The sequence below is a fragment of the Bradyrhizobium sp. LA6.8 genome (assembly GCF_040547935.1).
Lineage (GTDB): Bacteria > Pseudomonadota > Alphaproteobacteria > Rhizobiales > Xanthobacteraceae > Bradyrhizobium > Bradyrhizobium barranii.
In genome coordinates, this window is record NZ_JBEPQQ010000013.1 from 20,098 (window position 1) to 38,712 (window position 18,615).

The 18,615-nt window shown below is 65.4% G+C and carries 17 protein-coding genes; 11 read left to right on the forward strand and 6 right to left on the reverse strand.

The window, feature by feature from the left end; genetic code table 11:
* Window positions 1-160: 160 nt before the first annotated feature.
* The 5 genes from ABIA90_RS40650 to ABIA90_RS40670 all read left to right on the forward strand — a co-directional run bounded on the left by ABIA90_RS40650 (window position 161) and on the right by ABIA90_RS40670 (window position 6,020).
* Window positions 161-2,944, forward strand: coding sequence for a hybrid sensor histidine kinase/response regulator (locus ABIA90_RS40650; RefSeq protein ID WP_354121249.1), 2,784 nt, complete (start codon window positions 161-163; stop codon window positions 2,942-2,944).
* A 27-nt stretch (window positions 2,945-2,971) separates the two neighbouring features.
* Entirely contained in the window at window positions 2,972-3,445 is a 474-nt protein-coding gene (locus ABIA90_RS40655; protein ID WP_166082010.1) for a chemotaxis protein CheW, read from the forward strand.
* Between the two features lie 72 nt (window positions 3,446-3,517).
* Window positions 3,518-3,883, forward strand: coding sequence for a response regulator (locus tag ABIA90_RS40660; protein ID WP_007600538.1), 366 nt, complete (start codon window positions 3,518-3,520; stop codon window positions 3,881-3,883).
* Window positions 3,884-3,957: 74 nt separating this feature from the next.
* A complete protein-coding gene (locus ABIA90_RS40665) occupies window positions 3,958-5,151 on the forward strand; it encodes a protein-glutamate methylesterase/protein-glutamine glutaminase (protein WP_041955012.1) in 1,194 nt (397 codons plus the stop codon).
* Window positions 5,148-6,020, forward strand: coding sequence for a CheR family methyltransferase (locus ABIA90_RS40670; protein WP_085403220.1), 873 nt, complete (start codon window positions 5,148-5,150; stop codon window positions 6,018-6,020). Before ABIA90_RS40665 ends, ABIA90_RS40670 begins: the two co-directional genes overlap by 4 nt.
* A gap of 161 nt (window positions 6,021-6,181) precedes the next feature.
* Here the strand turns inward: ABIA90_RS40670 and ABIA90_RS40675 are convergent, their stop codons facing one another.
* From ABIA90_RS40675 to ctrA, 4 genes are all read right to left on the reverse strand, one after another.
* Window positions 6,182-7,342 (reverse strand): glutathionylspermidine synthase family protein, encoded by a 1,161-nt coding sequence (locus ABIA90_RS40675; RefSeq protein ID WP_354121250.1) that lies wholly within the window; start codon window positions 7,340-7,342, stop codon window positions 6,182-6,184.
* A gap of 3 nt (window positions 7,343-7,345) precedes the next feature.
* Window positions 7,346-7,729 (reverse strand): hypothetical protein, encoded by a 384-nt coding sequence (locus tag ABIA90_RS40680; protein WP_063985398.1) that lies wholly within the window; start codon window positions 7,727-7,729, stop codon window positions 7,346-7,348.
* Between the two features lies 1 nt (window position 7,730).
* Window positions 7,731-8,135: a DUF350 domain-containing protein gene (locus ABIA90_RS40685; RefSeq protein WP_014497691.1), complete on the reverse strand. Its 405-nt coding sequence runs from the start codon at window positions 8,133-8,135 to the stop codon at window positions 7,731-7,733.
* Between the two features lie 170 nt (window positions 8,136-8,305).
* The gene (ctrA, locus tag ABIA90_RS40690; RefSeq protein WP_008138878.1) at window positions 8,306-9,007 is read right to left on the reverse strand and encodes a response regulator transcription factor CtrA; all 702 of its coding nucleotides are present in this window, start codon (window positions 9,005-9,007) and stop codon (window positions 8,306-8,308) included.
* 431 nt (window positions 9,008-9,438) lie between these two features.
* Here ctrA and fliI point away from each other — a divergent pair, with 431 nt between their 5' ends.
* From fliI to ABIA90_RS40720, 6 genes are all read left to right on the forward strand, one after another.
* Entirely contained in the window at window positions 9,439-10,764 is a 1,326-nt protein-coding gene (gene fliI / locus ABIA90_RS40695; RefSeq protein WP_038936482.1) for a flagellar protein export ATPase FliI, read from the forward strand.
* A 121-nt stretch (window positions 10,765-10,885) separates the two neighbouring features.
* Entirely contained in the window at window positions 10,886-11,305 is a 420-nt protein-coding gene (fliJ, locus tag ABIA90_RS40700) for a flagellar export protein FliJ (RefSeq protein ID WP_008138882.1), read from the forward strand.
* Window positions 11,306-11,485: 180 nt separating this feature from the next.
* On the forward strand, window positions 11,486-12,031 hold the full coding sequence (locus ABIA90_RS40705) for a sigma-70 family RNA polymerase sigma factor (RefSeq protein ID WP_041955015.1): 546 nt from the start codon (window positions 11,486-11,488) through the stop codon (window positions 12,029-12,031).
* A 37-nt stretch (window positions 12,032-12,068) separates the two neighbouring features.
* Window positions 12,069-13,130 carry an anti-sigma factor gene (locus ABIA90_RS40710; RefSeq protein ID WP_354121251.1) on the forward strand — a complete coding sequence of 354 codons (1,062 nt, stop codon included), beginning with the start codon at window positions 12,069-12,071 and terminating at the stop codon, window positions 13,128-13,130.
* A 194-nt stretch (window positions 13,131-13,324) separates the two neighbouring features.
* The gene (locus tag ABIA90_RS40715) at window positions 13,325-14,284 is read left to right on the forward strand and encodes a helix-turn-helix transcriptional regulator (RefSeq protein WP_028149526.1); all 960 of its coding nucleotides are present in this window, start codon (window positions 13,325-13,327) and stop codon (window positions 14,282-14,284) included.
* A gap of 115 nt (window positions 14,285-14,399) precedes the next feature.
* Window positions 14,400-15,620: an NAD(P)/FAD-dependent oxidoreductase gene (locus tag ABIA90_RS40720; protein ID WP_354121252.1), complete on the forward strand. Its 1,221-nt coding sequence runs from the start codon at window positions 14,400-14,402 to the stop codon at window positions 15,618-15,620.
* Between the two features lie 270 nt (window positions 15,621-15,890).
* Here ABIA90_RS40720 and ABIA90_RS40725 read toward each other — a convergent pair whose 3' ends face one another.
* Together ABIA90_RS40725 and flhA are read right to left on the reverse strand one after the other, a co-directional pair.
* Window positions 15,891-16,094 (reverse strand): hypothetical protein, encoded by a 204-nt coding sequence (locus ABIA90_RS40725; protein ID WP_014497685.1) that lies wholly within the window; start codon window positions 16,092-16,094, stop codon window positions 15,891-15,893.
* A gap of 295 nt (window positions 16,095-16,389) precedes the next feature.
* A complete protein-coding gene (gene flhA, locus ABIA90_RS40730) occupies window positions 16,390-18,531 on the reverse strand; it encodes a flagellar biosynthesis protein FlhA (protein ID WP_071916417.1) in 2,142 nt (713 codons plus the stop codon).
* Between the last annotated feature and the right edge of the window lie 84 nt (window positions 18,532-18,615).

Genomic DNA, 18,615 nt, shown 5'->3' on the forward strand with positions numbered 1-18,615 from the left:
ACAAGGCGCTTCGGCTTGTCCGGAGCGCCTTATCTCTTTGTTGGTTCCGTTCTTTTGCACATACTCAACCATTATTAAACGCTTTGCGGTGAAGCTGGCCCCATTCCGAAATGGCGCATCACAAGTCGTGCGCGCCCTCCCTGTATGAAGGCCTGTTTTCATGGATGATCTGTTGCGGGAGTTTTTGACGGAGACCAGCGAGAGCCTGGACACCGTCGACAATCAGCTGGTGAAGTTCGAGCAGGAGCCGAACAACGCCAAGATCCTGGATAACATCTTCCGCCTGGTCCACACCATCAAGGGCACGTGCGGCTTCCTCGGACTGCCGCGACTTGAAGCGCTGGCGCATGCTGGCGAGACGCTGATGGGCAAATTCCGTGACGGCATGCCGGTGACGGGGCAGGCCGTGACGGTGATCCTGTCCTCGATCGACCGCATCAAGGAGATCCTCGCCGGGCTGGAGGCGACCGAAGCCGAGCCCGAGGGCACCGACCGCGATCTCATCGACAAGCTGGAAGCGATGGTCGAGCAGGGCATGGCGGCAATGGCCGCTGGGGCCGCTGCTCCTGTCGCCGAATCTCCGCCACTGGCGCCTGAAGCCCCTGTTGCTGCTGCGCCTGCGCCCGCAAAGGAGATGACGCAGGGCTCGCTGATCGACCAGACCCTGGAGCGCCCGCTGCGTCCGGGCGAAGTCTCGCTCGACGAGCTCGAGCGCGCCTTCCGCGAGACCGCGATCGAAGCGCCGGCCCCCGCCGTCAAGGCCGAGCCCGCGCCGGCTGCTGAAGCTCCTGCGCCCGCCGCCAAGGAAGCTGCGAAGCCGGCCAAGGAGAAGGCCGCGCCGAAGAAGTCGATGGCCGACGAGGGCGCCGCCGAGGGCGACCGCATCGCCAACCAGTCGATCCGCGTCAACGTGGATACGCTGGAGCATCTGATGACCATGGTCTCCGAGCTGGTCCTGACCCGCAACCAGCTGCTGGAGATCTCCCGCCGCAACGAGGACACCGAGTTCAAGGTGCCGTTGCAGCGCCTGTCCAACGTCACCGCCGAGCTGCAGGAAGGCGTCATGAAGACGCGCATGCAGCCGATCGGCAATGCCTGGCAGAAGCTGCCCCGCATCGTCCGCGATCTGTCGAGCGAACTCGGCAAGCAGATCGAGCTGGAGATGCACGGCGCCGACACCGAGCTCGACCGCCAGGTGCTCGATTTGATCAAGGACCCGCTCACCCACATGGTGCGCAACTCCGCCGACCACGGCCTGGAGACCCCCGCCGAGCGGCTCGCGTCCGGCAAGGGCGAGCAGGGCACCATTCGCCTGTCCGCCTATCACGAGGGCGGCCACATCATCATCTGCATCGCCGACAACGGCCGCGGCCTCAACACCGAGAGGATCAAGGCCAAGGCGATCTCCTCCGGTCTCGTCACCGAGGCCGAGCTCGAGAAGATGAGCGAAGCCCAGATCCACAAGTTCATCTTCGCGCCCGGCTTCTCCACGGCAGCTGCGATCACCTCGGTCTCGGGCCGCGGCGTCGGCATGGACGTGGTGCGCACCAATATCGACCAGATCGGCGGCACCATCGACATCAAGTCGGTCGCCGGCGAGGGTTCCTCCGTCACCATCAAGATCCCGCTGACGCTGGCCATCGTCTCGGCGCTGATCGTCGAGGCCGCCGGCGACCGCTTTGCGATCCCGCAGCTCTCGGTGGTCGAGCTCGTCCGTGCCCGGGCCAACTCCGAGCACCGCATCGAGCGCATCAAGGACACCGCGGTGCTCAGGTTGCGCAACAAGCTGCTGCCGCTGATCCACCTCAAGAAGCTCTTGAAGATCGACGACGGCGCGGCCAGCGATCCCGAGAACGGTTTTATCGTGGTGACCCAGGTCGGCAGCCAGACCTTTGGCATCGTCGTCGACGGCGTCTTCCACACCGAAGAGATCGTGGTGAAGCCGATGTCGACGAAGCTGCGTCACATCGACATGTTCTCCGGCAACACCATTCTGGGCGATGGCGCTGTCATCATGATCATCGATCCCAACGGCATTGCGAAAGCGCTCGGCGCCGCCGGCTCCTCGGCCCATGACATGGGCGACGAGAACGGGGCGCATCACATCGGAAGTGGCGAGCAGACCACCTCGCTGCTGGTCTTCCGCGCCGGCTCCAGCCAGCCCAAGGCGGTCCCGCTCGGGCTCGTCACCCGCCTGGAAGAGCTGCCGGCCGACAAGATCGAGTTCAGCAACGGCCGCTACATGGTGCAGTACCGCGAGCAGCTGATGCCGCTCGTCGCCATGGAGAGCGTCACCATTGCGAGCCAGGGCGCCCAGCCGATCCTGGTGTTCGCCGATGACGGCCGTTCCATGGGCCTCGTCGTCGACGAGATCATCGACATCGTCGAGGAACGGCTCAACATCGAGGTCGGCGGCTCCGCCTCCGGCATTCTCGGCTCGGCCGTGATCAAGGGCCAGGCCACCGAAGTGATCGACGTCGGCCACTTCCTGCCGATGGCGTTCGCCGACTGGTTCACCCGCAAGGAGATGAAGCCGTCGCAGCACTCGCAGTCGGTGCTGCTGGTCGACGACTCGGCCTTCTTCCGCAACATGCTGGCACCCGTGCTGAAGGCGGCCGGCTACCGCGTCCGCACCGCGCCGACCGCGCAGGAGGGCCTGGCTGCACTGCGTGCGCAGAGCTTCGACGTGGTCCTCACCGACATCGAGATGCCCGACATGAACGGGTTCGAGTTCGCCGAAGTGATCCGCTCCGACACCAATCTGGGCGCGATGCCGATCATCGGCCTGTCCGCGCTGGTGTCGCCGGCGGCGATCGAGCGCGGCCGTCAGGCCGGCTTCCACGACTATGTCGCCAAGTTCGACCGTCCCGGTCTGATCGCGGCGCTGAAGGAACAGACCGCGGGTGCCGCCGGCGCCTCCGAGCTGAGCCGGGCAGCGGCGTAACGGCACTGGGGATCAGGAGATACCGCTATGAGCAACAAGAAGACGCAGATCGGCGAAGGCGCCATGGTCGAATACGTCACCGCGATGATCGGCGGCCAGCTGTTCGGCCTGCCGATCTCCCGGGTCCAGGACGTGTTCATGCCCGAGCGCGTCACCCGCGTTCCCTTGTCCTCGCGCGAGATCGCGGGGGTGCTTAACCTGCGCGGCCGCATTGTCACCGTGGTCGACATGCGCGCCCGGCTCGGCCTGCCCAAGCCCGAGGACGGCAAGGCCCCGATGGCGGTCGGCGTCGACCTGCGCGGTGAATCCTACGGCCTCCTGATCGACCAGATCGGCGAAGTGCTGCGCCTTGCCGAGGCCGGCATGGAAGAGAACCCCGTCAACCTCGATCCCCGCATGGCCAAGCTCGCCGGCGGCGTCCACCGCCTCGACGGCCAGCTCATGGTCGTCCTCGACGTCGATCGCGTCCTCGAGCTCGCGCCCGAGATGATGGCGGCCTGATACGGCGGCATCGCCGCCGACGGACTCGCAATTGGAAGTATCCCCACAAGGGGGTAGGAAGCAGAGGTTCACATGCGCACTTGTCTCGTCGTTGATGATTCCAGCGTCATCCGCAAGGTTGCGCGCCGGATCCTGGAGGGCCTCGACTTCCAGATTCTCGAAGCCGAGGACGGTGAGAAGGCACTGGAGGCCTGCAAGCGCGGCTTGCCCGATGCCGTGCTGCTCGACTGGAACATGCCGGTCATGGACGGCTACGAATTCCTTGGCCATCTCCGGCGGATGCCCGGCGGTGACCAGCCCAAGGTGGTGTTCTGCACCACCGAGAACGACGTCGCGCACATCGCCCGTGCGCTGCACGCCGGCGCCAATGAATACATCATGAAGCCCTTCGACAAGGACATCGTGACGGCGAAATTCCAGGAAGTCGGGCTTATCTGAGCGAACATCCGGAGGCTGAACGGATCCTTCGGCGATTGTTTCAACTGAACCGTTTCAGTCTGAGTTGGTGAGTAATGAGTGTTGCGTTCGCAGGTAATTCGACCACGGGTCCGTCGCGCGACGCCGGGCCGCTGCGGGTGATGGTCGTCGACGACTCGGTCGTCATACGCGGTCTGATCTCGCGCTGGATCGGTGCCGAGCATGACATGGAGGTCGCGGCCTCGCTGCGCACCGGGCTCGAGGCGGTCAACCAGCTCGAACGCATCAATCCCGACGTTGCCGTGCTCGACATCGAAATGCCCGAGCTCGATGGCATCTCGGCGCTGCCGCAACTGCTGGCGAAGAAGCGCGATCTCGTCATCATCATGGCCTCGACGCTGACCCGCCGTAACGCGGAGATCAGCTTCAAGGCGCTGTCGCTCGGTGCGGCGGACTACATTCCGAAGCCGGAGTCGACGCGCGAAGCGTCAGCCGCGGACATCTTTCATCACGATCTGATCCAGAAGATCCGTCACCTCGGCGCGCGGCTGCGCCGCAGGCCCGCAGTCGCGAGCCCGCCGCTGGCGCCAGCGACCCCGGCACCGGCTGCACGTGCACCGGCTGTCGTGCGGCCCGCCGCGCCCGCACCGGCCCTGCATGCGCCGTCGTCTGGGGCGCTGTCCACGCGCCCGTTCTCGGCCCACGCACCGAAGGTGCTGCTGATCGGCTCCTCGACCGGCGGTCCGCAGGCGCTGATGGCGCTCGTCACCGAGCTCGGCCCGGTGATCGACCGCTTCCCGGTGCTGATCACCCAGCACATGCCGCCGACCTTCACCACCATTCTCGCCGAGCACCTGGCGCGCGCGAGCCGCAAGCCGGCGGCCGAGGCGGTCGACGGCGAGCCGGTGAAGCCGGGACGGATCTACCTCGCGCCCGGCGGCAAGCACATGCGTGTCGTGCGCAGCGGCGCGGACGCGGCGATCGCGCTCGACGACGGTCCGGCCGTCAATTTCTGCAAGCCCGCGGTCGATCCGCTGTTCACCTCTGCCATCGACATCTGGCACGGCAACATCCTCTCGGTGATCCTGACGGGCATGGGCTCGGACGGCATGCGCGGCGGCAAGGACATCGTCGCCGCCGGCGGCAACGTGATCGCGCAGGACGAAGCCTCCAGCGTGGTCTGGGGCATGCCGGGCGCGGCGGCAAATGCCGGCATCTGCGCGGCGATCCTGCCGCTCAACCAGATCGGCGCCAAGGTCAACCGCCTGTTCGCGGGAGACCGCTCGTGACGCCGGTCGACTACGAATATCTGCGCAAGTTCCTGAAAGAGCGCTCCGGCCTCGATCTCTCCGCCGACAAGCAATATCTCGTCGAGAGCCGGCTGCTGCCGCTTGCCCGTAAGGCGAGCTTGCCCGGCATTCCCGATCTCGTGCTGAAGATCAGGAACGGCGACGGCCGGCTTGCGACCGACGTGGTCGAAGCGATGACCACCAACGAGACCTTCTTCTACCGCGACAAGATCCCGTTCGATCATCTGCGCGAAACCATCCTGCCGGGCCTGCTCCAGGCGCGCGCGGCGCGCAGGTCGCTCCGCATCTGGTCGGCGGCCTCGTCGACCGGGCAGGAGCCCTATTCGATCGCGATGTGCGTGAAGGAGATGGGCGCGGCCTTCGCCGGCTGGCGCATCGAGATCGTCGCCACCGATCTGTCGCAGGAGGTGCTGGAGAAATCCAGGGCTGGCATCTACAGCCAGTTCGAGGTGCAGCGCGGCCTGCCGATCCAGCACCTGATGAAATACTTCACGCAAGTCGGCGAGCTCTGGCAGCTCAATGCCGACATTCGCGCGATGGTGCAGTTCCGTCAGCTCAATCTGTTGCAGGACTTCTCCCATCTCGGCACGTTCGACGTGATCTTCTGCCGCAACGTCCTGATCTATTTCGACCAGGACACCAAGGCCGTGATCTTCGAGCGCATGGCGAAGGGACTGGAAGCCGACGGCACGCTGCTGCTTGGCGCGGCCGAATCCGTCGTCGGCATCACCGACGCGTTCCGCCCGATCACCGAGCGCCGCGGTCTCTATCAGCTCAATCCCGCGCGCTCCGGCCGTCCGATGGGCGGATTGATGCCGCAGCCGCTGAAGGTCGCCGCGGCGAGGTGATCTCCGTTTCTGTCATTCCGGGGCGGCGCGTCAGCGCCGAGCCCGGAATCCATAACCACAGGCAATCGTAACAGGCAGGCTGACAGAGCCGGCCTCTTTCATCTGCCTGTGGTTATGGATTCCGGGCTCGCGACTACGTCGCGCCCCGGAATGACGAGACTCTACAAAATCGCATGCGGCAGAAACCGCGAGCGGTTGCCGGTGATCGGGCTCTCGTCCTCGCGGATCGACAGGCCGCATGGCTCGTGGTTCACCAGCCAGCTTCCCACCACCACATAGAAGCCCGAGAAATTCGGCAGCGGCGACAGTGCCTGCCGCACGAAGCCTTCAGCGCCGTAAGGTCCTGCCTGCTCGTCGAGCGGCATGCCTCCGGACACCAGCGTGACATTGGCACCTTCGCGCGACAGCAGCGGCTTGCGGACGTAGGAACTGCCGAGCTCGGCTGCCCGCGCGTCGTCCTCGAAGAAGGCCGGCAGCAGATTGGGATGGTTCGGAAACATCTCCCAGAGCAGCGGCAAAATGCCCTTGTTGGAGAGCACCGCCTTCCACGGCGGCTCGATCCAGCGCGTGGGCGCGCTCATCAGCTTGGCGCCGAAGGCGTCGTGGAACATCCATTCCCAGGGATAGAGCTTGAAGGCGAACGCGATGTCGCCGTCGTCGAGATCGACGAAGCCGCCAGGCTCGTCGCGCCAGCCGATCTCCTCGATGTCGAGCATCCTGGTCGAGAGCCCCGCCTGGCGCGCGGTGTCCTCGAGATAAGCGAGTGTGCCGGCGTCTTCCTCGTTGCCGGTGGTGCCGGTGAGATGGACGTGGCGGCCTGCGGCAATCTCCTTCCACGCCGCGATCAGCCGCTCGTGGATGGAGTTGAACTGGTCGGCGCGCGCCGGAATGATGCGGCGTTCGATCGCCTGTTCGAGCCAGGTCCATTGAAACACCGCGGCCTCGAAAATCGAGGTCGGCGTATCCGCGTTGTATTCGAGCAGCTTTGCAGGCGACTGTCCGTCGAACTTCAGATCGAGCCGGCCATAGAGGCTGCGATCGTCGCGCTCCCAGCTCTCGGCGATCAAGCTCCAGAACGCCTCCGGAATCTTCAAGCGTCGCAGATAGCGCTCGTCACCGATCACGCGGCCGGCAAGCTCGAGGCACATCGCGTCGATCTCGGCTGTCGGCGCCTCGATGCCGCGCTCGATCTCGTCGAGCGTGAAGGCGTAATAGGCACTCTCGTCCCAATAGCGTTCGCCGTCGATCGTGTGGAAGGCGAAGCCGCATTGTTCGGCGGTCTGCCGCCAGTCGTCGCGCTCGGGGCAGACGATGCGTCGCATGGATCAGCCGCCGCCCGAGAAGCCATGGCCGAACGAGCCGAAGCCGCCACGGCTCACGCTGCTGGAGCCTGAGTCCGAAGAGGTTCCCGATGAGGAATGGCTCGAGGAATCGCTGCTGAAGAAGCTCGATCGCGACGACCAGCGCGAGCTGCTGCCGCCCGATGAACTGCTGCTACTGCTGCACGTCGTGGTCGTCTGGCCCGGCACGGCTCCGGGCGAGGGCTCGCAGTGCTGCCGCGGCATCAGCGTGTAGGCGGTGGTGCCGACCGCGATCGTGCCCATCACCAGCAGCGCGACATGGCCGGAGCGCTTCACCGGCGGCCCCGATGGCGGCGCCACGGGCGCTGGCCGGCGCTTGCCGAACTCCTTTTTGGAGGGTTTGGCCATGTCAGTAGATCATGCAGGCGGCGTTCAACAGGCCCGCCGCGAGCGAGGACAGCCCGAGCCAGATCGCCGGCGCAAGCTCGCCTGCGGCAATCCGCGCCGACAGGTTCGGCACCGGGACCTTCACCAGAAAGAGCACGATGATCTGCACGATCAGCGCGATGACCGCCCAGATCAGGCAGTCCAGCACATTGGCCGAATGCGCGATCGCGCTGACCAATGGCGCCACGAAGCCGAGCAGGCTGAGGCCGAGCGCGATCGCGGCGGCCGGCTCGTTGTCGCGGATGAGCTGGAACTCATTGTGCGGAGTGATGCGGGTGTAGACGAACAGATACGCCACGATCGCGATCAGGCCGGTGCAGAAATAGACCAGGAAGGCGGGCAGGCCGGCCAGTGATTGCAGGATCATCGTTCCCCCATCGTGCAGCGACCATTCGTCGGCGGGGGGAGGATAGCGGTTCAACGGCGCAAGGACGATGAGGCCGCGTTGGCGTCCCCAAAAAACAAAACCCCGCCATTTGCGGCGGGGTCCAGGCTGGGAGGAGCGAGCCCCGGGGGCTCGCGACGTAAACTTAGGGATCAGGCGGGAATGCGCTCTTCGTGCTCGTGCGGCTCGCGCAGCACATAGCCGCGGCCCCACACGGTCTCGATGAAGTTGCGGCCCTCGGAAGCGTTGGCGAGCTTCTTGCGGAGCTTGCAGATGAAGACGTCGATGATCTTCAGCTCGGGCTCGTCCATGCCGCCATAGAGATGGTTGAGGAACATTTCCTTGGTGAGGGTCGTACCCTTGCGGAGCGAGAGGAGCTCCAGCATCTGGTATTCCTTGCCGGTCAGATGCACGCGCTGGCCGCCGACTTCCACCGTCTTGGTGTCGAGGTTGACGACGAGGTCGCCGGTCTGGATGACCGACTGGGCGTGACCCTTGGAGCGGCGCACGATCGCGTGGATGCGGGCCACCAGCTCGTCCTTGTGGAAGGGCTTGGTCATGTAGTCGTCGGCGCCGACGCCGAGACCCTTGACCTTGTCCTCGATGCCGGCGAGGCCGGAGAGGATCAGAATCGGTGTCTTGATCTTGGAGACCCGAAGCTGCTTGAGCACGTCGTAGCCGGACATGTCGGGCAGGTTGAGGTCGAGAAGAATAATGTCGTAATCGTATAACTTACCGAGATCGACGCCTTCTTCCCCCAAATCGGTCGTGTAGACGTTGAAGCTCTCAGACTTCAGCATCAGCTCGATCGACTGCGCGACGGCGCTGTCATCTTCAATCAGCAAAACGCGCATGCCAGTTCCCCATAGTCGCCGCTCCTGGGCGTCAGGTCGGCCGCATTCGCGGCACTCAACAAAACGCCTTTGAACAACTGATTCGGATCCTGACAACAGATGGTTAACAAACTCTGATTCTGGAACGCAAGTCCCCCCGGTGCAATTTTTGTCGAATCGCCCTAAGGTCTTGCGCGCGAAGCAGCTTTTGTCACCCCGTACCGTTCAAGTTCCACTTTAAGAGACGGGCCTAACCGACTCCCGCGACTCAGCCTTCTTCTGAAGGGGAGTCACGCTCAGTCACAAAGACAGTGACGCAATGATTAACGATGCGGGTAAACACGAAGTTAAGCGCCGTTCAGAAATATGGCGAAACTTAAGTCTTTCGCCATGAAGCCCGGGATCGGAGGCGATCACCTTATGAAGGTCCTCTTATTAAAGGCGCGCCCCTGATGAAGGCTCTTGCCGAACAGATCGGCGACATCGACGGCGTCAACATCTATGGCCGCGTGGTCGGCGTTCGCGGCCTGATGGTCGAAGTGGCCGGACCCATTCACGCGATGTCGGTCGGTGCGCGGCTCGTGATCGAGACCGGCGCGAACCGTTCCATTCCCTGCGAGGTGATCGGCTTCTCCGGCAACAACGCTGTCGTGATGCCGTTCGCCGGCCTGGACGGGGTGCGCCGCGGCTGCAAGGCCGTCATCGCCAATGCCGCCAATCAAGTGCGTCCGTCATCGGCCTGGCTCGGCCGCGTCGTCAACGCGCTGGGCGAGCCGATCGACGGCAAGGGGCCATTGCCGCAGGGCCCGGCGCCGATGCCATACCGCAATTCGCCGCCGCCGGCGCATTCGCGCAAGCGCGTCGGCGCCCCGCTCGATCTCGGCGTGCGCGCGATGAACACGTTCCTCACCTGCTGCCGCGGCCAGCGCATGGGCATTTTCGCAGGGTCCGGCGTCGGCAAATCGGTGCTGCTGTCGATGCTCGCGCGCAACGTCGATGCCGCGGTCAGCGTCATCGGGCTGATCGGCGAACGCGGCCGCGAGGTCCAGGAATTCCTGCAGGACGACCTCGGCGAGGAGGGCCTGGCGCGCTCGGTCGTGGTGGTCGCAACCTCGGACGAGCCGGCGCTGATGCGGCGCCAGGCCGCCTATCTGACGCTCGCGGTGGCCGAATATTTCCGCGACGAGGACAAGGACGTGCTGTGCCTGATGGACTCGGTGACGCGCTTTGCCATGGCCCAGCGCGAGATCGGCCTGTCCGCCGGCGAACCGCCGACCGCCAAGGGCTATACGCCGACCGTGTTCACCGAGTTGCCGAAGCTTCTGGAGCGCGCAGGGCCGGGCCTGGGTGAGGGCGCGATCACCGCGATCTTCACGGTGCTGGTCGACGGTGACGACCATAACGAGCCGATTGCGGATGCCGTCCGCGGCATCCTCGACGGCCATATCGTGATGCAGCGCTCGATCGCAGAGCGCGGCCGCTACCCCGCCATCAACATCCTCAAATCCGTCTCCCGCACCATGCCGAAATCGGCCGATCCGCAGTTCTGGCCGACCATCCAGCGGGCCCGCCAGGTGATGGCGACCTATGCCGACATGGAGGAATTGATCCGGCTCGGGGCCTACCGGGCCGGCTCCAGCCCCGAGGTGGACGAGGCGATCCGGCTGCACGAGCCGCTGGAGGCGTTCCTGCGGCAGCGCAAGGACGAAAATGCATCACTGGCGGACGGCTACCGCCAGTTGGCGCAAATCCTCGGTGATTTGGAAACGGAACGCTAACTTTGTCAGGTCATCATCCGCTCTCACAGAGTAGCAGAGCCGGTCTTGGCCCCAATCGGGCCTGTGGGGAGACCGGTGACGTCCCACGTGCAGCCAGGGGACTTCTGGGGAGTATGAGTCGATGAAGTCACGTGATACCCTCATCCGCCTGAAGAAATTTCAGGTCGACGAGAAGCGCCGCCGGGTCACCCAGATCGAGACCATGATCGCCGACTTCCAGCGGATGTCGACCGATCTTGAACGCGAGATCACGACCGAGCAGGAGCGTGCCGGGATCAACGATCCCTCGCACTTCGCTTATCCGACCTATGCCAAGGCCGCGATTCAGCGCCGTGAGAACCTGACCCGCTCGGCCGACGAACTGAAGGGCCAGCTCGACGAAGCCAAGGCCGCGCTGGCCGAAGCCTTCGAGGAACTGAAGAAGGTCGAGCTCCTCGACGAGCGTGACCAGGCCCGCGAGCGCGCCGAAGAAAACGCCCGCGAGCAGGCCGACCTCGACAGCATCGGCCTGATGCGCGCCCGCATCGGCGCCGTCGCCTGACGGCGCAGCCAGCGGTCCAACAGCCGAGAATTCGTCGAACCCGGACCCGCAAGGTCCGGGTTTCGCGTTTGCTATCCACAGTGTGGCGCGCCGCCCCTTGGTGATGGGCTTTGCCGCGCGCTATGGTAGCGGAGTGCCAGGGCCTGCGTCGAACGCGACAGGCCGTGCGTGGGGGGCTGAATGCTGACGCCAGCAGAGCTGGTCGGGCTGATTGGGGAGGTCGCCAGGGGCGATCAGGCCGCGTTCGAGCGCCTCTACGTCGCCACGCGCGCGAAACTCTATGGCGTCGTGCTCCGTATCTTGCGCCGACAGGATCTCGCAGAGGAGGTCATTCAGGAGACCTACGTCAAGATATGGAACGGCGCCGGCCAGTTCAATCCGGCCTTGTCGTCGCCGATCACATGGATGGCATCGATCGCGCGCAACCGCGCCATCGACATCGTGCGCAAGAAGACGGAAGTCTCCATCGAGGAAGAGCCGCAGGCGATGGAAGTCGCTGCCGACAGCCCCGATCCGCTGGCGCGGAGGGAGATGACCGAGGAGTTGAAGCGGCTCCTGGAATGCATCGGCCGGCTCGAGCCGGATCGTCAGAGGCTCGTGCTTCTCGCCTATTACAACGGCTGGAGCCGCGAGCAATTGGCGGAAAAATTCGCCGCGCCCGTCAACACGGTGAAGACGTGGCTCCGGCGCAGCATGCTGGATATCCGCGAGTGCCTCGGACTATGAGGGCTCGCATTGTGAGGGTGGTTCTGGACTGCAAGTGATGGCCTACACGGAGGACCATATCGCGCTCGCCGCGGAATATGCGCTCGGTACGCTCGACGCTAGTGAGCGCGCGCAGGTCGAGACCATGATGGCCGTGGACAAGGCGTTCGCCGATGTCGTGCAGGCCTGGGCTTACCGGCTTGGCGTCCTCAACCAGATGGTCGGTTCGGTCGAGCCGCGTCCGATCGTGTGGGAGAACATCCGGTCCGAGCTTGCGCGGACGGACTTTGCGCAGGAGACGCCTGCGCCGGAAGCTTCGCCGCCGCCGCCACCTGTGCCCGAGTCCTCCTCGATCGAAGCTGCACCGCCTGAGCTGGCACCGGACGCCGTGCCGCAATCGGAGCTGCAGCCTTCCGAAACAGAGCAGCCCGGGACGGCGCGGCCGGCACCCGATGCGCTTCCCGACATCGCGCCGATATTCATGCCGCAGGTCCATGCACCCGATCCTGACGTCGCGCGCGCGCCGCCGGCGCCGGTCGCCGACAACAGCAATGTCATCCGGCTCGAGGGCCGCGTGAAACGCTGGCGCACGATCGCCTCCGCGGTGGGCGCGCTTGCGGCTGCACTGCTGGTGACGCTGTCGCTCCAGATCTTCCAGCCCGATGCGCTGCCGGGCGGCTTGCGCCCGGCGCCGCGCATCCAGACGGTGGAAGTGAAGACGCCGGCGGCGCCGCTCACGGCTGCTGCGCAATATGTCGCGCTGCTGCAGGGCCAGGGCGGCGGGCCCGCCTTCATCCTCACCGTCGACGGCGCGACGCGGAATTTCACTGTGCGCAAGGTCGGCGCGACGCCGGAGGCCGGCAAGAGCTTCGAGCTCTGGCTGATCTCCGACAAGCTGCCGCGTCCGCGCTCGCTCGGCGTGATTGGCGCGGGCGATTTCACCGCGCGCCCGGTGCTCGGCTCCTTCGATCCCGAGGTCGTCAACGGTGCGACCTACGCCGTCACCGTCGAGCAGGCCGGCGGCTCGCCCAACGGCCAGCCGACCTCGGCTCCGGTGTTTTCCGGCAAGCTGATCGAGACCGTGCCGCCGTCTCAGCCGCAGGCGCCCGCGAAGAAGTAGGTGTCGTGGCGCCGTAGCCCGTATGGAGCGCACACGGCGCTCGACCGTCGCCAAGGTCCGTCCAGCCGTCGTACCCCGACAAGTCCCGCCGAATCCACGCCCGCGTTGAACCTCCCCGCAATCCACGGCGTCAAATGCCCGGAATTTGCAGTCGGCGCCGCACATATGGCGCCGGAAAAGGGGCTAGAAGTCAGATGGATGCAGCTAAGACGCCGGGCATCTTCGTCCACCAATATGCGGGCCTTCCGCATGGTCCGGCCTTCGAACATTGGCGCGAGCGGGCCTTCGGTCCCTGCGGCCTCGACGTCGGGCCGAGCCATGGCGACAGCATCGATTGCCGGCTCCAGGTCAGCGTGGTCGACAATATCGCTTTGGCCATTCCCGAAGGTGCCTCCGCGCAATATTCGCGCACGCAGAGCCATCTGGCCGACGGCAGCGACGATCTGGTCCTGATCGCCGCGCATGCGGGTCTTGTCCGCGTCGGGCAGAACGGCCACACCGTCGAGCTTGCGCCCGCGCAGATGGTGCTCGTCGACATGGGCGTCACCGGCACCGTCGGCCACACCCAGGAAGATCGCTTCACCAGCATCCGCATGCCGCGCCGCGCGCTGCTCGACATCAATCCGCGTGCCGAGGACAAGCTGTCGCAAGTGCTCTCGGATGGCGCGGTGGCCGAGACGATCTTCCGCTACCACGCACTCGCCGCCAATCACGCGCCGCATCTCGACGCCGTCGGCCAGCGCCTGACCGCGCAGCACGTGATCGATCTCGTCGGCCTGTTGCTCGGCACCGATGCGGAGCATGCAAGCCTTGCGCGCGGTCGCGGACATGCGGCGGCCCGTCTCGATCTCATGCGTGCCGACGTGATGGCCGCGCTCGGCCGCAACGATCTCTGTCTGTCCGAGATCGCGACGCGCTCAGGGCTCAGCCCGCGCCAGGCGCAACGCTTGTTCGAGCAGGCCGGCACGACATTCACCGAATTCGTGCTGGAGCAGCGCCTGTTGCTGGCACGCAAGCTGCTCGGCGATCCCCGCGCGAGGGCGCGCAAGATCAGCGACATCGCGCATTCCTCGGGCTTCTCCGACCTGTCCTATTTCAACCGCGCCTTCCGCAAGCGTTTTGGCGCGACGCCATCGGAGCTGCGCGAGGCCTGAGCCGCGATTTTATGCTGCGGAGCGGCGCCGCCGCAGTTGGTCGATCCGGGCGAATGAGCTATATCTGCCTGCGCGGGCAGGCCGCCGGAATTCTTGGACAAAGCAGTAAACGGACATGGCGCGTATCGTCGTGCTCGGCGCGGGGTTTGCGGGTCTGTGGGCGGCCATCGGCGCCGCGCGCAAGCGCGACGAGATCGGCGCGGCCGGCCGTGACATCGAGATCCGTGTCGTCGATCGCAATCCCTATCACAACATCCGGGTGCGCAATTACGAGGCCGACCTCAGCGAGGTCGCACTGCCGTTGCCGCAACTGCTCGATCCGATCGGCGTCACTCATGGCATTGGCGAGGTCGAAGCCATCGACCCGTCACGGCGCGAGATTTCGCTCGTCACGAGCAGCGGCGAGGAGACGCTGAGCTACGACCGCCTGGTGCTGGCGCTCGGCAGCGAAGTGATGCGTCCCGCCATCCCCGGCCTTGCCGAGCATGCTTTCGATGTCGATACCTATGCCGCCGCGCTCATCCTCGAAAATCATCTCGTCTCGCTCGGACACAGCGCGCCATCGCCAGGGCGCTCGACGGTCGTGGTGGTCGGCGCCGGATTCACCGGCATCGAGGTCGCGGCCGAGATGCCGGACAGGCTGGCGCGTGCCGGCATCACCGGCAGCCGCCGCATCGTCCTGGTCGATCCCAACCCTGTGGTCGGCGCCACCATCGGCGCGCATGCGCGTCCTGTCATCGAGACGGCATTGGCCTCGCTCGACGTCGAGACGCGGCTTGGCGTGCGCGTCGTGTCCGTCGAGGCCGCCGGCATGCACCTGAGCTCGGGCGAATTCATCCCGGCGCAGACCGTGATCTGGTGCGCCGGGATGCGCGCGAGCCGGCTGGCCGAGAGCTTCGCGGGCGCGCGCGATCGCCTCGGCCGCCTGCTGGTCGATCCTTTTTTGCGGGTTGCGGATGTGCCGGGCGTGTTCGCCGCCGGCGATGTCGCCTCGAGCGTGGTCGATGGACTGCACCCGACGGTGATGTCCTGCCAGTTCGCCCGTCCCATGGGCCGCTTCGCCGGTCACAACGTCGTGGCCGATCTCGCCGGCCTGCCGATGCTGCCGCTGCGCATCGACTGGTACGTGACCGTGCTCGACCTCGGCGGCTGGGGCGCGCTTTATACGGAGGGGTGGGATCGCGAGGTTCGCACCACTGGCGCGGCCGCAAAGGCGACCAAGCAGACCATCAACTGCAAGCGCATCTACCCGCCGCTCACCGGTAGCAAGGCCGAGCTCTTCGCTGCGGCAGCACCGACGGTCCAGGCGCCGCCGCCGACTTATGGGGCGCGGTAGAATTTGATCGGGGCTGGTTGGAGGATCGCGGCTGTGCCAATTGCTCCGTCATTGCGAGCGTAGCGAAGCAATCCAGAATCTTTCCGCGGCGACAGTCTGGATTGCTTCGCTACGCTCGCAATGACGAGGTACCCCAGACATGAGAAAGCGCCCGTGGGGGGCGGGCGCTTTCCGTAGTCGACTTGGGGTTGGGGTCGTCTACATATCCACGTGGCGACTTTGGGGGGCTGGTAAAGAGCCGCGTGAATTCACAAAACTCGTCAAATCTCCTTATCGAACGAGGGATGCGTTCGAGCTGGTGATAACAACCGGCTTGCCGGCCTTGATGACGCGGGCGGTCTGGGTCAGGCCTTCGTCCGAACCCGTGCGCGCCGCCGTGATGCCGAAGCCTGCCACCGCGATGCCGGCGACGAGGGCTACGACCACGATTTTCAAGTGGGTCGAGCGATCAGCGCTGTAAATCGAGTGGTTCATGGAGGGCTCCTGCCGCCATCTACCCGAAGTAGTCGCTACCCTGTTGGGGGAGGTTCATGCTTCCGGTCCTCAACAACCTAGTATTGGGGGGATTCGTTCCCAAGGGGCGATCACAAGAGCGTGACAGGACGTGAAAGATCGCGATCGAAAGCGACCCCTCAATCGTGCGATTATATAATTATTTCAAAGGTGTAATGTGCTTGCGAGGCGCCTTGTTTGCATTTGGTCGACAAGGCGCCGGGAACTCAAAAACCATTTGCCTGTGGCCGAAAAACACACGGCTTCTTAAGGCAAATCAGATGCTTCCGACCGTTTTCAATCTCGCCCTGGGGTGGATTTCAGCCTGCGACAGCACCGTCGTCTGGGCCCGGAACCGCTCGACGAGGGAGCGTACGAAGGGACGAATTGCCGCAGACGTGACCAGCACCGGCGCCTCGCCTTCGCGCGCGGCGCGCTCGAAGGCCTCGCGCACGCCGGTCATGAATTCCGACAGCTTCGAGGGCTGCATCGCGAGGCTGCGTTCCTCGCCCTGGCCGATGATGGATTCGGCGAAGGCCTGTTCCCACCGCGCCGACAGCGCGATCAGCGGCAGATAACCGCTGTAGGAGGTGTTTTGCGCGCAGATCTGCCGCGCGAGGCGGGCGCGGACATGCTCGACCATGGTCGCGGGATTGCGCGAGAAGGCGAGCGAGTCGGCGATGCCTTCCAGGATGGTCGAGAGGTCGCGGATCGAGATGCGCTCGGCAAGCAGCAGCTGCAGCACGCGCTGGATGCCGGAGACCGTGACCTGGCCCGGCACGATGTCCTTGACCAGCTCGCCCTGCTCCTTCGGCAGCTCCTTGAGCAGCTTCTGCACCTCGCCGTAGGAGAGCAGGTCCGACATGTTGGCCTTGAGCAGCTCGGTGAGGTGGGTCGAGAGCACGGTCGCGGCGTCGACGACGGTGTAGCCCTTGAGCGAGGCTTCTTCCTTGAGGCTGGCATCGACCCAGGTTGCGGGCAGGCCGAAGGTCGGCTCGGTGGTGTGGATGCCGGGCACCTGCACCTGGCTGCCGCCGGGGTCCATGACCATGAACTGGTTCGGCCAGATCTTGCCGGTGCCGGCGTCCACTTCCTTGATCTTGATGATGTAGGTGTTGGCTTCGAGCTGGACGTTATCGAGGATGCGCACGGCGGGCATCACAAAGCCCATCTCGATCGCGAGCGAGCGGCGCAGCGCCTTGATCTGCTCGGTGAGGCGGTCGGTGCCATCAGGGCCGTTGACGAGCGGCAGTAGCGCATAGCCGAGCTCGATCTTGAGATCGTCGATCTTGAGCGCGGCGGAGATCGGCTCTTCGGCCGCAGCGGCGCCAGGTGAACCCGGCGTTCCCGGAGCGGGTGCGGTCTTTGCAACTTCGTCAGCCCTGGCAGTCGCCCGGTTGCGGTTGCGGGCGTGCCAGGCGAGCGCACCGGCGCCGCCGCCGAGCGCCAGGAAGGGGATGGTCGGGATACCCGGCAGCGCCGCCAGCACCAGCATGACCGCCGCGGACATCGCCAGCGCCTGCGGATAGCCGGAGAACTGTTTCATCAGCGCCTTGTCGGCGGCGCCGGACACGCCGGCCTTGGAGACGAGCAGGCCGGCCGCGGTCGAAACGATCAGCGCCGGCACCTGGGTGACGAGGCCGTCACCGACGGTCAGCAGCGTGTAGCTGCGCCCGGCGTCGGCGAAGGAGAGGCCCTGCTGCGCGACACCGATGATCATGCCGCCGACGATGTTGATGAAGACGATCAAAAGGCCCGCGATGGCATCGCCGCGGACGAATTTGGAGGCACCGTCCATGGCGCCGAAGAAGCCGCTCTCGTCCTCGAGGTCCTTGCGCCGCTGCTTGGCGACCTTCTCGTCGATCAGGCCGGCGGAGAGATCGGCGTCGATCGCCATCTGCTTGCCGGGCATGGCGTCGAGGTGGAAGCGGGCGGCGACTTCGGCGATACGGCCCGAACCCTTGGTGATGACGACGAAGTTGACGATGATCAGGATGGCGAAGACGATGATACCGATGACGAAATTGCCGCCCATCACGAAGCTGCCGAAGGCTTCGATGACGTGACCGGCGGCATCCGTGCCCTCGTGCCCGTGCGACAGGATCAGGCGGGTCGAGGCCATGTTCAGCGACAGGCGCAGCATGGTCGAGATCAGGAGGACGGTCGGGAAGGCGGAGAATTCCAGCGGCGCCTGGATGAACAGCGACGTCATCAGGATCAGGATCGAGAGCGTGATCGAGATCGCTAGGAACAGGTCCAGCACGATCGCGGGCAGCGGCAGGATCAGCACTACCAGGATGGTGAGGACGCCGAGTGCCAGCGCGATATCGCCGCGCTTGAGGATGTTGCCGATCTCGGTGAGGGTCGGGAAGCCGGCGTTCGTGCTGCCTACGCCCTGTCCCGCGGTGACGTCGACCATGGTAGCTGCTCCCCCGCGCGACTGCCGTCCGCGCGCCCCAAATGTCTGCGCGGCGGCCGAAGGGCCGCCGTTTCGAAAGTGAGG

What these genes read in the sequence shown, in the direction of transcription:
- ABIA90_RS40650 (WP_354121249.1), top strand. Translation starts at nt 161, where the DNA reads ATGGATGATCTGTTGCGGGAGTTTTTGACGGAGACCAGCGAGAGCCTG.
- ABIA90_RS40655 (WP_166082010.1), top strand. Translation starts at nt 2,972, where the DNA reads ATGAGCAACAAGAAGACGCAGATCGGCGAAGGCGCCATGGTCGAATAC.
- ABIA90_RS40660 (WP_007600538.1), top strand. Translation starts at nt 3,518, where the DNA reads ATGCGCACTTGTCTCGTCGTTGATGATTCCAGCGTCATCCGCAAGGTT.
- ABIA90_RS40665 (WP_041955012.1), top strand. Translation starts at nt 3,958, where the DNA reads ATGAGTGTTGCGTTCGCAGGTAATTCGACCACGGGTCCGTCGCGCGAC.
- ABIA90_RS40675 (WP_354121250.1), bottom strand. Translation starts at nt 7,342, where the DNA reads ATGCGACGCATCGTCTGCCCCGAGCGCGACGACTGGCGGCAGACCGCC.
- ABIA90_RS40680 (WP_063985398.1), bottom strand. Translation starts at nt 7,729, where the DNA reads ATGGCCAAACCCTCCAAAAAGGAGTTCGGCAAGCGCCGGCCAGCGCCC.
- ABIA90_RS40685 (WP_014497691.1), bottom strand. Translation starts at nt 8,135, where the DNA reads ATGATCCTGCAATCACTGGCCGGCCTGCCCGCCTTCCTGGTCTATTTC.
- ctrA (WP_008138878.1), bottom strand. Translation starts at nt 9,007, where the DNA reads ATGCGCGTTTTGCTGATTGAAGATGACAGCGCCGTCGCGCAGTCGATC.
- fliI (WP_038936482.1), top strand. Translation starts at nt 9,439, where the DNA reads ATGAAGGCTCTTGCCGAACAGATCGGCGACATCGACGGCGTCAACATC.
- fliJ (WP_008138882.1), top strand. Translation starts at nt 10,886, where the DNA reads ATGAAGTCACGTGATACCCTCATCCGCCTGAAGAAATTTCAGGTCGAC.
- ABIA90_RS40705 (WP_041955015.1), top strand. Translation starts at nt 11,486, where the DNA reads ATGCTGACGCCAGCAGAGCTGGTCGGGCTGATTGGGGAGGTCGCCAGG.
- ABIA90_RS40710 (WP_354121251.1), top strand. Translation starts at nt 12,069, where the DNA reads ATGGCCTACACGGAGGACCATATCGCGCTCGCCGCGGAATATGCGCTC.
- ABIA90_RS40715 (WP_028149526.1), top strand. Translation starts at nt 13,325, where the DNA reads ATGGATGCAGCTAAGACGCCGGGCATCTTCGTCCACCAATATGCGGGC.
- ABIA90_RS40720 (WP_354121252.1), top strand. Translation starts at nt 14,400, where the DNA reads ATGGCGCGTATCGTCGTGCTCGGCGCGGGGTTTGCGGGTCTGTGGGCG.
- ABIA90_RS40725 (WP_014497685.1), bottom strand. Translation starts at nt 16,094, where the DNA reads ATGAACCACTCGATTTACAGCGCTGATCGCTCGACCCACTTGAAAATC.
- flhA (WP_071916417.1), bottom strand. Translation starts at nt 18,531, where the DNA reads ATGGTCGACGTCACCGCGGGACAGGGCGTAGGCAGCACGAACGCCGGC.